Origin of the sequence: Proluteimonas luteida (assembly GCF_021191695.1) — a bacterium.
Taxonomy (GTDB): domain Bacteria; phylum Pseudomonadota; class Gammaproteobacteria; order Xanthomonadales; family Xanthomonadaceae; genus Luteimonas; species Luteimonas luteida.
In genome coordinates, this window is record NZ_JAIWPT010000022.1 from 1 (window position 1) to 14,851 (window position 14,851).

Sequence of the window (14,851 nt, forward strand, 5' to 3'; positions counted from 1 at the left end):
TTCCGACGTGCCGAATCTACGCAACAAGCTCGATGGCTTCAGGGCGGGTACGGCATCGTCGGAACCTCCCGGATCACCGGGAGAGTCTGCCTGATCAGGGCTGACTCCAAGACACAAGGGCGGGTCTTGATTCGCCAAGTCCTGCGCGCGGTTCCCGGATTGGCGGGTCAAGACCCGCCCTACGCCCGTGCCTACAGCCGTGCGGCGAGCCGGCTGGCCTGGTCGATTGCGCGTTTGGCATCGAGTTCGGCGGCGACGTCCGCGCCACCGACCAGGTGCACGACGCGGTTGCCGGCCTGCAGGCCTGCCTGCAGGTCGCGGCGCGGCTCCTGGCCGGCGCAGACGACAACATGGTCGACCGGCAACAGCTGCTCGCTGCCATCGGCGGCGATGCGCAGGCCGGCGTCGTCGACACCGAGGTAGCGCACGCCGCCGAGCATGTGGACGCCCTTGTGCTTGAGCGTGCTGCGGTGGATCCAGCCGGTGGTCTTGCCCAGCCGGGCGCCGGGCTTGCCGGCACTGCGCTGCAGCAGCCACAGCTCGCGCGCCGGTGGCGTGGGCGCCGGCGCGGTCAGGCCGCCGGCCGATTCGAACGTGGGATCGACGCCCCACTCGCGCATCCAGGCCTGCGGATCGAGGCTGGGCGACGGGCCGGATTCGACCAGGAATTCGCCGACGTCGAAGCCGATGCCGCCGGCGCCGATGATCGCGACGCGTCGCCCCGGCACCACACGTCCCTGCAGCACGTCGAGGTAGCCGACGACCTTCGGATGGTCGTGGTCGGGGAAATCGACCGCGCGCGGTTCGACGCCGGTCGCCAGTACCACCTCGTCGAACGCCAGCAGCATCTCCACGTTCGCGACCGTCGACAGCCGCAGGTCGACGCCGGTCTCGGCGATGCGATGGCGGAAATAGCGCAGGGTCTCGTGGAATTCCTCCTTGCCCGGGATCCGCTTGGCCAGATTGAACTGGCCGCCGATCTCGTCGGCGCCCTCGAACAGGGTCACCGCATGCCCGCGCTGCGCGGCGATCGTCGCGCAGGCCAGGCCCGCGGGGCCGGCACCGACCACCGCGATGCGTTTCGGTGCCGCGACCGGCAGGTAGTGCAATTCGCTTTCTGCACAGGCGCGGGGATTGACCAGACAGCTCGCGGTGCGGTTCTGGAACACATGGTCGAGGCAGGCCTGGTTGCAGGCGATGCAGGTGTTGATGGTCTCGCCGCGGTTCGCGCGCGCCTTGGCGGGCCATTGCGGGTCGGCCAGCAGCGGCCGCGCCATCGACACCATGTCGGCGCCGCCGGAGGCCAGCACCGTCTCGGCGACCTCGGGCGTGTTGATGCGGTTGGTGGCGACCAGCGGCAGCGACACGTGCGGGCGCAGTTTCGCGGTGACGCCGGCGAACGCGGCGCGCGGGACCGAGGTCGCGATCGTCGGGATGCGCGCCTCGTGCCAGCCGATGCCGGTATTGAGGATCGTCGCGCCCGCGGCCTCGATGGCCTTCGCCTGGGCGACGATGTCCTGCCAGTCCGAGCCGTCGGGGACGAGTTCCAGCATCGACAGGCGATAGATGACGACGAAGTCCGGCCCGGTCGCGGCGCGGATGCGCTGCACGATCTCGGTCGCGAAGCGCATCCGGTGCGCCAGCGATCCGCCCCAGCGGTCGCTGCGCCGGTTGGTGCGCGCGCTGGCGAACTCGTTGATCAGGTAGCCCTCGCTGCCCATGACCTCGACACCGTCGTAGCCGCCGTCGCGGGCCAGCGCCGCGGCCCGCGCGTAGGCCGCGATGGTGCGTTCCACGCCGCGGCCCGACAGCGCGCGTGGCGTGAACGGATTGATCGGTGCCTTCAGCTTCGACGGGGCGACCGACAGCGGGTGGTAGGCGTAGCGCCCGGCATGCAGCAACTGCGCGCAGATCTTCGCGCCGTGCGCGTGTACCGCATCGGTGACCTGGCGGTGGCGGCGTGCCTGCCAGCCCCACGACAGGGTGCCGCCGAACGGCTTGAGCCAACCCTCGATGTTCGGCGAGAAGCCGCCGGTGACGATCAGGCCGACGCCGCCGGCGGCGCGCTCGGCGAAGTAGGCCGCCAGTTTCGGGAAGTCGCGCGCGCGGTCCTCCAGCCCGGTGTGCATCGAGCCCATCAGGATCCGGTTGCGCAACGTGGTGAAGCCGAGGTCGAGCGGGGCGAACAGGTGCGGATAGGGCGATGCGGTGTCGACGGGCTGGCCGGTGGCTGGCGTCATGGCATGGATACGCTGGCGTATGGATGGCGCAGCGTGCCGGGAAATCCCGGGGCTGGCAACCGCCGACATGCGCCGGCGTGCCTGCGGGCACCATCCCGCATCAGGGGGCGCGCGGCGCCGGTGCCCGGGATCCCATCGGCGTCCCGGAACGTTGGAGCGCGGGCATTGGCGGGGCTTTCCGCGGAGGGGGGCGGCCGGTCCGGCGACGCGCCCGGCCATAGGCACCGGACGGGCGCGTCGCATTCCAGCGCGGCGGGCTGCGTGATGCGGTTCGGGATGGATCAGTCCCAGCCGGCGACGACCAGCTTGCCGATCGTGCGTCCCGATTCCAGCCGCCGATGCGCTTCGCGCAGGTTGGCGGCATCGATCGGCGACAGGACGTCGTGCAGGGTGCCGCGCAGCCTGCCGGCGTCCACCAGCGCGGCGACCCGGGCGAGGATCCGGCCCTGCTCGCCCATGTCCGCGGTGCGGAAGCGCGGGCGCGTGAACATCATTTCCCAGTGGATGCCGATGCATTTGGCCTTGTAGGGGTCGCCGATCTTCAGCGTGCCCGAAGGCTCGACGATCAGGCCGACGTGGCCCTGCGGTGCCAGCAGTTCGCCGAGTGGCTCCCAGTAGCGGTCGGTGTCGGCGAGGTTGATGGCAGCGTCGATGCTGTCGAAGCCCAGCGTCTCGAGTTGCGGCGCAAGTTCGGCCCGGTGGTCGATCACGTGGTCGGCGCCCATCCCGCGGCACCAGGCGATCGTCTCCGTGCGCGACGCGGTCGCGATCACCGTGAAGCCGGCGAGCTTCGCCAGCTGGATCGCGATCGATCCCACGCCGCCGGCGCCGGCGATGACCAGCAACGACCTGCCGGTTCCGCCACCGTCGAACGAAAACGGCATGCGCTCGAACAGCAGCTCCCACGCGGTGATCGCGGTCAGCGGCAGGGCCGCGGCCTGGGTGAAATCGAGCGTGTCCGGCTTGCGCGCGACCAGGCGCGCGTCGACCAGCTGGAACTGCGCGTTGCTGCCGGGACGGGTGACGTCGCCGGCGTAGCAGACCGCGTCGCCGACCGCGAAGCCGTCGACCTCGCTGCCGACCGCATCCACGACGCCGGCCGCGTCATAGCCCAGGACCCGGGGCGTCGTTTCCTGCTGCGGCTTCGGCGAACGCAACTTGGTATCGACCGGATTCACCGATACCGCCTCGATACGCACGCGCAGATCGTGCGGGCCGGGGGCGGGCACCGGCAATTCGGTATCGAACAGCGATTGCGGATCGTCGATGGGCAGGTAGCGGGTCAGGGCAACGGCTTTCATGCGGATTCCTCGGGATGGGGGGACGGCGCCGGGGCTGCGGTCGCGGCGAATCGCCGAATCTGCCAAGGGTAGTGGGGGGCGGGCGTGCTCGCCAGATTCCCCGCATCGGCAGGTATTCCGACCGGGTGTTGTTCTGCACCCGCAGACCGGACCCGCGGGGATGGCGAGCTGTGCGCCGCCTGCCTTCGTCCGCCATCCGGGGATGCGTCATCCGGGAACAGCGGAGGCGCCGTCACGACCCCGTAGGGCACGCGGTGGCGACCGTGGGCAAGGAAAGGCCGGCAATGACTGTTGCGTATCCGCAGGCGTGTCCTGTCGGGCCGATCCCAGTGTTTCACTTGTGTGTCCGTGCGCGCTGTTATGATCGCGCCGCGGCAGGCTTGATAAGTTCCTCGCATTTCCCAAGGCGGGATGAACGGAGGAGTGTCGGTCCTGTTGGCAGCCCCAAACCGTTATGTTAGCGTTAACAACGCCTTCACAGTCCTGACTTTAGGCTATGTCCAAGGCGTGTGCGTTCAACGCCTCATTTGATGCCCCGACGCATTCCCCCTTTTCAAGGAGCTGAACAAATATGAACAAGAAACTCCTCTGCGCCGCGCTGCTCGGCGGCCTGGGCCTGGCGCACACCGCCAGTGCGCAGGAGTTCGACGACCGCTGGTACCTCACCGGTTCGGTTGGCTACAACTTCCAGGACGAGGATCGTCGTACCGATGACACTCCGTTTGGTGCCATTGGTTTCGGTAAGTTTGTCAGCCCTGAATGGTCGATCGACGCCGAGCTGAACTATCAGAACCCGGGCTTCGACAGCAGCGTCGACGGCGCCAATCGTGACCTGAACTGGAGCCAGTACGGCATCTCCTTCGACTTCCGTCGTCACTTCATCTCCGAAGGCCGCGGCTGGAACCCCTATGTGCTGTTCGGTGTCGGCTACCAGCGTGCGGAAGAAGAGTTCGACGCGTTCCCGAGCCCGGACTCGCCGGGCAAGCGCAAGGATGGCAACCTGGCGGCCAAGGTCGGTGCCGGTCTGCAGACGACCTTCGACAAGCGCGTCGCCGTGCGTGCCGAAGTCGCCTATCGCGCCGATTTCGACGACAACAGCGTCGCCGCCACCGGATCGCAGGACTGGGCGGGCTATCCGCACAACCAGGAAGAGAGCTACTTCAGCGACATCGTCGCTTCGGTTGGCGTCGTGATTCCGCTTGGCCCGCCGCCGACCCCGCCGGCACCGCCGGCTCCGCCGCCGCCGCCGCCGGCTCCGGCACCGGCTCCGGCACCGGCTCCGATCACGATCGATCTGAACGGCGTCAACTTCGACTTCGACCGCTCGACGCTGCGTCCTGACGCGGTGGCGATCCTGAACGAGGCTGTCGAGATCCTGCGCCGCTATCCCGAGCTGCGCGTCGAAGTCGCTGGTCACACCGACTCGAAGGGCACCGAGCAGTACAACCAGGCCCTGTCGGAGCGTCGCGCCAAGGCTGTGTACGACTACCTGACCAGCAATGGCATCGATGCCAGCCGCCTGGTGGGTCCGGTGGGTTACGGCGAGAGCCGTCCGATCGCGCCGAACACCAACGCCGACGGTTCGGACAACCCGGAAGGCCGTGCGCGCAACCGCCGTACCGAGCTGAACGTCCAGAACTGATCTGGGTCCAGCAGCAACACAGGAAAGCCCGGCCTCGCGCCGGGCTTTTCTTTGGCGCTTCCCAAGTGCTCCCGGGATTCCTCGTAGGTCGGGGCAACGCCCCCGACGCGGGAGCTGTCGCGTAGCAAAAGCTCGTTGCGAAAAAGCGACGGGTACGGGCGGATCTTCCGTCAAACCGTCTGCAGCTCGTGGTCCCGGGCAGCCCAGCGAGAGGAATCGGCCCGGCGCTCTGGCGCCTGCAGATGAAGGCAGGCCGCTGCATCTCGGGACGACAGGCATGCCTGCAGGCGCCCCTCGTGCCCCGCCTTGCGCTGACTGGGTCTTTCAGGCGCCGCTAAACGATCTTTCCGGCGACGGCCACGCCTGGTGTGGCGGCCGCAGCAGGCCGCAGTTGCGGCACCATTTCGTGCCTTCCGGATTCCCGTATCGGTTCCATCGCCGGCATCCGTTCCACGGTTCCGTGTTCAACGGCCGAATGGCCGGTCATTTCATTCCGAGAGAATGCGACCGCGCTGATCAGTCGAAGGCTTTGGCGTAGCCAGAGGCGACGATGGTCTTCTGCAGTGGTTCGATCAGCTTGATGTTGGCCGCGACCAGCTGGCGCCCGCCGGCGGGCGCGACATTCATCGGTCCGGTCGCCGCGCCCTTGAAGTCGCACAGGCGGCCGCCGGCCTCGCGCACCAGCAGCGCGCCCGCGGCGATGTCCCAGGGATGCACGCCGGCTTCGAAATAGCCGTCGCTGCGGCCCGCGGCCACGTAGGCCAGATCGAGCGCGGCCGAGCCGGTGCGGCGCACGTCCTCGGCCGTTTCCAGCAATGCCTCGATGCAGCGCAGCTGGGCGCCGACACGCTTGCGCTCGCGCGGCGCGAAGCCGGTGCCGATGACCGCGCCGGACAGGTCCTTGCGCTCGGCGACGCGGATGCGGCGCTCGTTGAGCTGGGCGCCGGCACCGCGGGTCGCGGTGAACAATTCGTTGCGCAGCGGGTCGAAGATCACCCCGTGCAGCGGTTCGCCGCCTTCGACCAGCGCGATCGACACGCACCAGTGCGGAAAGCCGCGCAGATAGTTGCTGGTGCCGTCGAGCGGATCGATGACCCAGGTGTAGCGGGTGCCACCGCCGCGGCCGGGCTTGGCGCCGCCTTCCTCGCCGAGGACCGCATAGTCCGGATGGGCCCGGCGCAGTTCCTTGATGATCGCTTCCTCGGCCAGCCCATCGACTTCGCTGGCGTAGTCCAGCCGCTCCTTCTCGACCACGTTGAGCGCATCGAGGCGGTGCATGTGCCGCAGCAGGACGTTGCCGCCCGCGCGTGCCGCCTTGATCATGATGTTGACAGCAGGTTGTTGCATCGCGGACGGCTCCGGGCGCAGTCGGAATCAGAGGGGGAAAAGAGCGTTGCCAGCGCTTGGGCTGGCCACGCAGTTTACCATTCGCGCCATGCATGCGCCCATGAACGCCCCTCCGGACATCGCCACAGAGGCCGCCGACCACGTCCGCATCGTGCTGGTCGGCACACAGCACCCAGGCAACATCGGCTCGGCCGCGCGGGCACTGAAGACGATGGGGCTGCGCCGGCTGGTGCTGGTGGCGCCGCAGAAGTTCCCGCATGCGGACGCCGATGCGATGGCGGCCGGCGCGGACGACGTGCTGGCTTCGGCCCTGCGCGTGGATACGCTGGCCGAGGCGGTCGCAGACTGTCGCTTGGTGCTTGGCTGCACCGCGCGCAGCCGACGCGTGCAACTGCGCGAGCTGCGCCCGCGCGATGCCGCGGCGATGGCGCATGCCGAGGCGGTCGCCGGCGGCGAGGTTGCGCTGGTGTTCGGTCGCGAGCGGACCGGCCTGGACAATGCCGAACTGCAGCTGTGCCATGCGGCGGTGCACATCCCCGCCAATCCCGACTACAGCTCGCTGAACCTCGCCGCGGCGGTGCAGGTGCTCAGCTACGAGCTGCGGCTTGCGTTGCTGGGCGCAGGTGGTGAGATGCCTGTACATGCCGCGGCCTTGCCGGCGGGCGCGGTGCCGCACGCCGCACTGGAGGGCTTCTTCGCCCAGCTCGCCGACACGCTGGAGGCGATCGACTTCCACAAGGGGCGGGCACCGGCGTCGGCGATGCGCAAGCTGCGACGGCTGTTCGTGCGTACCGGACTGGACGAAAAGGAGATCCGCCTGCTGCGCGGCATCCTGGCCGATGCCCAGCGCATGGCCCGGCTGGCGCGCGACGCGGGGCGTGCATGAGGGGGTGCTGTCGCGTGGCCCGAGTTTCGGCTAGGCTCGCCGTTTGATTCCAGGCCCGGACCGCTTCGTGACCGCGTGTTTCCCGCACATCCCTGGTCGCCTGATCGGAGTCCTGGCCGTCCTGTTGGTGTGCGTTCTCCTGCAGCCGGTGGCGCGGGCGGGCGGTGCCCCGGACCAGCGCCACGTGCTGGTGCTGGGCCGGATCAGCGACGATCCGAAGGCGCACTACGAACAGCTCAAGCCGCTGCTCGATTTCGTGGTCGCACGGATGGGCGATGTCGGCATCACCGAAGGCCGCATCCTGATGGCGCGCGACGCCCAGCAGATGCAGAGCTATCTGCGGCGCGGCCGGGTCGACTGGGTCACCGAGACGGCGAGCGGTGCGACGCTGCTCGAATCCCGCGCCGGCGCGACTCCGCTGGTGCTGACCGAGCGCAACGGCGTCAGCCGCTACCACACGATCTACTTCGCCCGTCGCGACAGCGGCATCGCCTCGCTGGAAGACCTGCGCGGACGCAGCATCGCGTTCCAGAACCGGCAGTCGACCAGCGCCTACTTCGTGCCGGCCGCGGAACTGCTCGCGCTGGGCCTGCCGCTGGAGATCCTGCTGTCGCCGACCGACCAGCCCGCCGCGGGGTCGGTCGGCTATCTGTTCGCGCGTTCCGAACTCAATACCGCGTCCTGGGTGCACAAGCGGCTGATCGACGCCGGCACGATGAGCGATCTCGACTGGGCCGATCCGCATCGCGTGCCGGCGGCATTCAAGCGCGACTTCGTCGTCTTCCACGAGACGCCGGACTTCCCCCGCGCGCTCGAGATGGTGCGCGGAGACCTGGACCGGCGGGTGGCCGCGCGCCTGCGCGAGGTACTGCTGCAGGCGAGCGACGATCCGGACGCGCGTGAGCCGCTGCGGCGTTTCTTCGGCACCACCGGTTTCCTGCCGATCGATGCCGGGGTCCGTCGCGACCTGGAGCAACTGCGAGGCGGTGCCCTGCGCGTGGTCAGGGACATCGAATGAAACTGCGTCCCGGACTGCAGCTGACCTTTCTCGCGCTGGGCGCGGTGATGTTGTCGATGGTGATCCTGGTCTCGGCGCTGCTGTTGTGGCAGCAGCAGCGCATGCAGCGGGAAATCGTGACCCTGAGCCGGCAGTCGATGCATGCGCTTGCCTCGCAGCGGCTGCTCTCGCGCGGCGAGGCGATCTCGGTGCAGGTCGCCGATACCCTGGCCAATCCGCTGTACTACTTCGACCTCGAGGCGATCGGCACGATCATCGGCAATGTGCTGCGGCAACCCGACGTCAGTTACGTGCTGGTCTACGACGTCGACGGCAACATCGTCCACGATGGCAGTCGGGAGATCGTGGTCTACGGGCAGCGGATGGATGGCCCGTTCGCCGAGGCCGCCATCGCCGCGACCGGCATGCATGTCCAGGGCGACCAGGGCCATCTGGACGTCTCGATGCCAATCCTGATGGGCGACGAGCGACTGGGCGGGGTGCGCATCGGCTATTCGCTGGCGGCCGCGCGTGCCGACGAGGCCGGTGTGGTCGCCGCCATGCAAGAGCGCCTGGGCCTGATCCACGAGCGGCATCTGACTTCGGTCGCGCTGCTGCTGGCGGCTTTCATCGCGTTGGTGCTGGTGATGGCGCTGTGGCTGCAGCGGCGGCTGGTGCGTCCGGTGCGCCAACTGGCGACGGCGGCGCAGCAGATCGAGGCCGGCAACTATGCGGCGCGGATTCCGGTCGATGGCCGCGCCGACGAGATCGGCGAGCTGATGCGGGCGTTCGACCGCATGCGTGACAGCATCGCGCGCCACGACCGCGACATCCGCCGCATGGCCTATGCCGACCCCCTGACCGGACTAGCCAACCGGCGGGCGCTGCGCGAGAGCCTCGACCAGCGGCTGCTGGAGATGCAGGGTGCCGCCGGTCGCCTGGCGCTGCTGTTCGCCGACATCGACGATTTCAAACGCGTCAACGACACCCTCGGCCACGACGCCGGCGACGAGGCGCTGGTGCAGTTCACCCAGCGCATCATCACCACCGTGGAGGAGAGCGGGCACGGCGATACGCTGGTCGCCCGCTTCGGCGGCGACGAGTTCGTCGTGCTGGTCCAGTTGCCGGAGGCGGCCACCGACGACCTCGGCGCACTGGCCAGTACGCTGGCTGCGCGCCTGACCGAGGTCGCGGCACGCCCGATCCTGGTGCAGGGCCGGCAGGTGTTCCTGGGCATCTCGATCGGCATCACGCTGTTCCCCAACGACGCGCTGACCGCGGCGATGCTGCTCAAGAACGGCGACATCGCGATGTACCAGGCGAAGTTGTCGGGCAAGAACTGCCACCGTTTCTACAGCCTGGCGATGGACCAGGCGATGGAGCGGCGGGTGCGCATGGAGCACGACCTGCGCGGCGCCTGGGATCGCGGCGAACTGAGCCTGGCCTACCAGCCTGTGTTCCGCATGGAGGACAGCGTATTGGTCGGCGTCGAGGCGCTGCTGCGCTGGCAGCATCCCGAACTGGGGGTGATCGCGCCACCGGTGTTCATCGAGGTGGCGGAGGAAAGCGGGCTGATCGACGTGATCGGGCCGCAGGTGCTGCATGCCGCCTGTGTGCAGACGCGCGCCTGGCAGCAGGATTCGCAGCGCTGGGCGGGGCTGTTCGTGTCGGTCAACGTGTCGCCGCGGCAGTTGCGCGGCGCGGGGTTCGCCGACGGCGTGGAGACGGCGCTGCGCGCCTGCGGACTGGATCCGCGGCATCTGCATGTCGAGCTGACCGAGACCGCGATCATCGGCGACGAGCGGCGGGTGGGCCAGGTGCTGACCGCGTTGCGCGCGCTGGGCGTGAAGATCTGGCTCGACGACTTCGGTACCGGCTTCTCCGGCCTGAGCCACCTGCGCGAGGTGCCGGTGGACGGGGTCAAGATCGACCGCAGTTTCGTCGCCGACGTGCTGCGCGACCCCGACGACCTGGCGCTGACCACGGCGATCATCCAGATGGCGCATTCGATCGGCATCACCGTCGTCGCCGAGGGCGTGGAGAAGGAGGGCCAGTTCCAGATCCTGCGCGACCGCGGCTGCGACCTCGCCCAGGGTTACTGGCTGGGCTATCCGATGTCGGCCGAGGAATTCGGCAGGCTGCTGCGCTGAGGCCGGCGCGGCCACGGCGACCGCTCAGAACAGCCGCCCCAGCCATTCGGTCGCGGCGGTCGCCAGGGCGCCGCTGAGGATGCCGAAGAAGGCGATCGCCACGCTGCCACCGCCCCAGGCGATCAACATCAGCGCGCCGTCGCGTTCCAGCAGCGCCAGCGCGAAGGCCAGCAGCAGGGCACCGAACACGTAGTTGGTGAACGGGATCGGCAGCGCCAGCAATACCCCCAGCAGCACCAGCAGCAGGCCGGTGCACATGGTCGCCAGCCGGCCGTCGAGCAGCGCCTGCATGCGTGGCCGGCTGACCCGCTCCAGGCGCCGGAACCAGGGCTCGAGGCGGATCTCGAAGCGCTGCAGCGCGCTGCGGTGCGGGCCACGCTCGCCGAGGAGGCGCGGCAGCCATGGCCTGCGCAGTCCGATCAGCAGCTGCACGCCGACCAGCACCACGAGCGGGCCGCCGATGGCGCCGCCGACGCCCGGCACCGGGATGAACGCCGGCAGCGTGGCGACGAACAGCATCATGCCGAAGGCGCGCCGGCCCAGGCCGGTCAACAGGTCGCGGAACCGCAGCGGGTCGCCGGGATCGCCGGACGCCATCGCCGCGAGCAGCTCGCGGGTGCTGGCCTCCCTGCGTCCGGCCCCGTGCGGGCCGGAAGCCTCATCGTCCGTGGTCATCGTCCGTCTCGTCGGACGCCACGCGCTGCAGCAGCAGCTTGTCGACGCGCGGGCCGTCGAGGTCGACGATCTCGAACCGCCAGCCGTGCCAGTCGAAATGCTCGGAAACGTTGGGGATGCGGCCGAAACGGGCGATCGTCATGCCTGCGGCGGTATGGAAGATATGCTCGTCCTCGCCGGGCAGCGGACCGCCGCCGAGCAGCTCGCGCAGGTTGTCCGTGGTCAGGCTGCCGTCGACCAGCATCGAACCGTCCTCGCGCATCACCACCAGCGGACTCGCGTCGCTGCTCTGGGTACGGCCGATCACCGCCTCCATGACGTCGTTGACGGTGACCATGCCGGTGATGTCGCCGTATTCGTCGACCACCAGCGCCAGTGACTGCTGGGCCTCGCGCAGGATCTCCAGCAGTTTCATCGCCGGCGTCGACTCGGACACGAACAGCGGTTCGCGCAGGTACTTGAACAGGTCGAACTCGCGCGCGTCGAGGCGGTCGATCAGCGACTTGATCTCCAGCACGCCGACGACGTCGGCGTCGCTGCCGCGGTAGACCGGATAGCGCGAATAGGGCGTGGCGCGCATCTCGGCGAGGTTGTCCTCGAAGCTGGCAGCCATGTCGAGCCAGGCGATGCGCTTGCGCGGCGTCATCAGGCTTTCCGCGTCGCGGTCGCCGAGTGTCAGCACGCGGTTCACCATGTTGCGTTCGTCGGCGTCGATGACGCCCTGCTCGTGGCTTTCGCTGACGAGCATGCGGATCTCTTCCTCGGTGACCTGCGAGGCCTCGGTCTCGTGCAGCCGCAGCAGCCGCAGCAGGCCGCGGGTGCTGCTGCTCAGCAGCCAGACCACCGGGGTCGCGATCCGCGACAGGATCTGCATCGGCAGCGCGATCGTGCCCGCCACCCGTTCCGGCGCGAGCAGCGCCAGGCGCTTGGGCAGCAGTTCGCCCAGCACGATGGTCAGGAAGGTGATGAGGCCCACCGCCAGCACCAGGCCGACGGTCATCGCGTGCCGGCCGAGGAACGGTGCGTGCCCGACCAGCCAGTTGCCGATCAGCATGCCGATCGCATCGCCGCCGAACATGCCGGTCAGGATGCCCACCAGGGTGATGCCGACCTGCACGGTCGACAGGAAGCGTTCGGGATATTCGGCCAGCTCGAGCGCGCGGCGGGCGCCGGCGCTGGCCTGCGCCTGCTGCTTGAGCCGCGGCTTGCGCGAGGTCACCACCGACATCTCCGACAGCGCGAAGAACGCGTTGCAGGCGATCAGCACCAGGACGATCAGGAACTCGAGCATCAGCGGGCCAGGCGGCCGGGGGGCGCCGGTCCGGTCGGAGCGGAGAGGGCGGGGCGCCGCGGGCAGGTCGCGCGGGCCGGGGAAAGTCTAGGGTCGTCGTCCATGGGGGATTGGCAGCGCGTTGGGGCGCGGCCCGGACTATAGCAGGGGCCGGGCGCAGGCGGCGCGGAGGGTGGGACTGGCCGGAACTGTAACCGAACCGTCATAATTCGCGCTTCGTGCAAGCGCCCAGCCCCCCGCTGGGGCATGGAATCAAGGCGGCGGCATGTTCTCCCTGCAAACGATCTTCGGCCAAGGCAACCAGTTCTACACGCTGCTGGAGGACGCGGCCGTCGCCGCGCACGACAGCGCCCAGGCGCTGCACGCCATGCTGCGGGAGGCCGACCGGCAGCCGGCGCTGGACGCCTTCAAGCTGGCGCGCCTGCGCGAGCGCGAGGCCTCGGACAAGATCAGCCAGGCGCTGGTCGACAGCTTCATCACCCCGATCGAGCGCGAGGACATCGAGGCCCTGGGGTCGGCGCTGTACAAGATCCCCAAGCAGATCGAGAAGTTCGCCGACCGCTACGCGCTGGCCACCCAGCACCTGGAGCACATCGACTTCGCGCCGCGCGCGGCGATGCTCGAGCAGGCCTCGGGCGTGGTGGTGAAGATGGTCCGGCAGATCAAGACCATGAAGCTCGAGCCGATGAAGGCGCTCAACGACGAGTTGCGCGCGCTGGAGAACGAGGCCGACCGGCTGATGCTCGAGCTCTACCGCGACATCTACTCGGGCAAGCTCGATCCGCTGCAGATGTTCCTGCTCAAGGAGTTCTTCGAGATCCTGGAGAAGGCCATCGACCGCTGCCGCGAGGCCGGCGTGGTCGCCTTCGAGATCGTGCTGAAGAACTCCTGACGGGCCGCCTCCGATGCTGACCCTCGTGCTGATCGTGGTCGCAACCGCGCTGGTGTTCGAATACATCAACGGCTTCCACGACACCGCCAATTCGATCGCGACCGTGGTCGCGACCAAGGTACTGTCGCCGATGCAGGCCGTCGGCCTGGCCGCGTCGATGAACCTGATCGGCGCGCTGATGGGCACCGCGGTCGCCAAGACCATCTCCTCGGGCCTGATCGACGCCGGCGTCGTCGACGTCGGTTCGCAGTTGATCCTGTGCGCGCTGCTTGGCGGCATCGTCTGGAACCTGATCACCTGGTGGTTCGGGCTGCCGTCGTCGTCGTCGCACGCGCTGATCGGTGGCCTGGTCGGCGCCGCGCTGGCGGCGGCGCACGACAACTGGCACGCGATCATCTGGTCGGAGCCGGCCGAGCCCGTCTGGCGCAGCGCCGGCCTGCTGTGGAAGGTGATCATCCCCATGGTCAGCTCGCCTGTGCTGGGCTTCGCCGCGGGCTTCCTGATGATGGGCGTGCTGTTCTTCGCGATCTCGATGATGGCGCGCGCCGGCGGCGTGCTCGCGCGGCTGGCGCGACCGCGCTGGGTCAATGGCTTCTTCGGCAAGGCGCAGATCGTCAGCGCCGCCGGCATGGGGTTCGCGCACGGCATGAACGATGCGCAGAAGACCATGGGCATCGTCGCGCTGACCCTGGTCAGCGCGCAGAGCGTCGGCACGCTCGACAACCTGCCCGGCTGGCTCGGGTTCCTGCACCCTTCCGACGCGGCGCTGGCGCAGGGCGACATCGACCTGTGGATCAAGATCACCTGCGCGATGGTGATGGCGGCCGGCACCGCGGCCGGCGGCTGGCGGATCATCAAGACGCTGGGCCACAAGCTGGTCAAGCTGCATCCGATCCACGGCTTCGCCGCGGAGACCAGCGCCGCCTCGGTGATCCTGGCGGCGTCGTCGCTGGGCATCCCGGTATCGACGACGCACAACATCTCGTCGGCGATCATGGGCGTGGGCACGGCCAAGCGCCTGAACGCGATCAAGTGGTCGGTGGTCAACAAGATGGTCTGGGCATGGATCCTGACGATCCCGATGTCGGGCGGCATCGCCTATGGGCTGTACCGCGCGTTCCATCATTTCGGCTGGGTGTGACGTCCCGCGGCTCGCGCCTGCCTGCCGTCTGCTAGAGTCGACGGACACCTGCATGCGGATGTGCCCGTGTCCCGACTCGGTTTGACCAATATCTATCTCAAGTGCGGACTGGTCCTGATCCTGCTCGGACTGGGCTGCGGGGCCGTGGTGTTCATGGCACGGCCTGCGGATTTCAATGCGCGACAGCTGCTTCTTTGGCTGGCGATGGGTAGCTTTTTCAGCGGACTCGTGCTCTACGTCATCGGCCGGATCGTGCATGCCATGCGCGCCTTCGCGCGCACCTGAGTCC

At 68.8% G+C, this 14,851-nt stretch carries 11 protein-coding genes and 2 pseudogenes; 8 read left to right on the forward strand and 5 right to left on the reverse strand.

The genetic code is table 11. The annotated features are described in order from the left end of the window. Positions 1-191: 191 nt before the first annotated feature. Positions 192-2,240 carry an NADPH-dependent 2,4-dienoyl-CoA reductase gene (locus LDO26_RS15990; protein WP_232132095.1) on the reverse strand — a complete coding sequence of 683 codons (2,049 nt, stop codon included), beginning with the start codon at positions 2,238-2,240 and terminating at the stop codon, positions 192-194. A 281-nt stretch (positions 2,241-2,521) separates the two neighbouring features. Further along, on the reverse strand, positions 2,522-3,541 hold the full coding sequence (locus tag LDO26_RS15995) for a zinc-binding alcohol dehydrogenase family protein (RefSeq protein WP_232132096.1): 1,020 nt from the start codon (positions 3,539-3,541) through the stop codon (positions 2,522-2,524). 571 nt (positions 3,542-4,112) lie between these two features. Between LDO26_RS15995 and LDO26_RS16000 the strand changes: the two genes are divergently transcribed. Next, positions 4,113-5,183, forward strand: coding sequence for an OmpA family protein (locus LDO26_RS16000; protein ID WP_232132097.1), 1,071 nt, complete (start codon positions 4,113-4,115; stop codon positions 5,181-5,183). A gap of 516 nt (positions 5,184-5,699) precedes the next feature. Here LDO26_RS16000 and LDO26_RS16005 read toward each other — a convergent pair. Then, complete coding sequence (locus LDO26_RS16005; protein ID WP_232132098.1) at positions 5,700-6,530, reverse strand: inositol monophosphatase family protein; 831 nt, start codon at positions 6,528-6,530, stop codon at positions 5,700-5,702. Positions 6,531-6,630: 100 nt separating this feature from the next. Between LDO26_RS16005 and LDO26_RS16010 the strand changes: the two genes are divergently transcribed. The 4 genes and pseudogenes from LDO26_RS16010 to LDO26_RS18345 form a co-directional block, all read left to right on the forward strand. Continuing rightward, positions 6,631-7,416 (forward strand): RNA methyltransferase, encoded by a 786-nt coding sequence (locus tag LDO26_RS16010; protein WP_232132099.1) that lies wholly within the window; start codon positions 6,631-6,633, stop codon positions 7,414-7,416. Between the two features lie 124 nt (positions 7,417-7,540). Then, entirely contained in the window at positions 7,541-8,434 is an 894-nt protein-coding gene (locus LDO26_RS16015; protein WP_435594112.1) for a phosphate/phosphite/phosphonate ABC transporter substrate-binding protein, read from the forward strand. Between the two features lie 626 nt (positions 8,435-9,060). After that, positions 9,061-9,744, forward strand: a pseudogene (locus LDO26_RS18340) (diguanylate cyclase domain-containing protein); the annotation flags it as partial. 75 nt (positions 9,745-9,819) lie between these two features. Beyond that, positions 9,820-10,563, forward strand: a pseudogene (locus tag LDO26_RS18345) (putative bifunctional diguanylate cyclase/phosphodiesterase); the annotation flags it as partial. Positions 10,564-10,587: 24 nt separating this feature from the next. On the opposite strand, the gene LDO26_RS16025 reads toward LDO26_RS18345, so the two are convergent. Then, a complete protein-coding gene (locus tag LDO26_RS16025; RefSeq protein WP_232132102.1) occupies positions 10,588-11,238 on the reverse strand; it encodes an exopolysaccharide biosynthesis protein in 651 nt (216 codons plus the stop codon). Then, positions 11,222-12,529, reverse strand: a complete 1,308-nt coding sequence (locus LDO26_RS16030) for a hemolysin family protein (RefSeq protein WP_232132103.1) — start codon at positions 12,527-12,529, stop codon at positions 11,222-11,224. Before LDO26_RS16030 ends, LDO26_RS16025 begins: the two co-directional genes overlap by 17 nt. A 265-nt stretch (positions 12,530-12,794) precedes the next feature. Between LDO26_RS16030 and LDO26_RS16035 the strand changes: the two genes are divergently transcribed. The 3 genes from LDO26_RS16035 (at position 12,795) to LDO26_RS16045 (ending at position 14,847) form a co-directional block, all read left to right on the forward strand. Continuing rightward, complete coding sequence (locus LDO26_RS16035) at positions 12,795-13,421, forward strand: DUF47 domain-containing protein (protein WP_232132104.1); 627 nt, start codon at positions 12,795-12,797, stop codon at positions 13,419-13,421. A gap of 13 nt (positions 13,422-13,434) precedes the next feature. Continuing rightward, positions 13,435-14,562 (forward strand): inorganic phosphate transporter, encoded by a 1,128-nt coding sequence (locus tag LDO26_RS16040; RefSeq protein ID WP_232132105.1) that lies wholly within the window; start codon positions 13,435-13,437, stop codon positions 14,560-14,562. Positions 14,563-14,628: 66 nt separating this feature from the next. Beyond that, positions 14,629-14,847 carry a hypothetical protein gene (locus tag LDO26_RS16045; RefSeq protein WP_232132106.1) on the forward strand — a complete coding sequence of 73 codons (219 nt, stop codon included), beginning with the start codon at positions 14,629-14,631 and terminating at the stop codon, positions 14,845-14,847. Positions 14,848-14,851 lie beyond the last annotated feature (4 nt).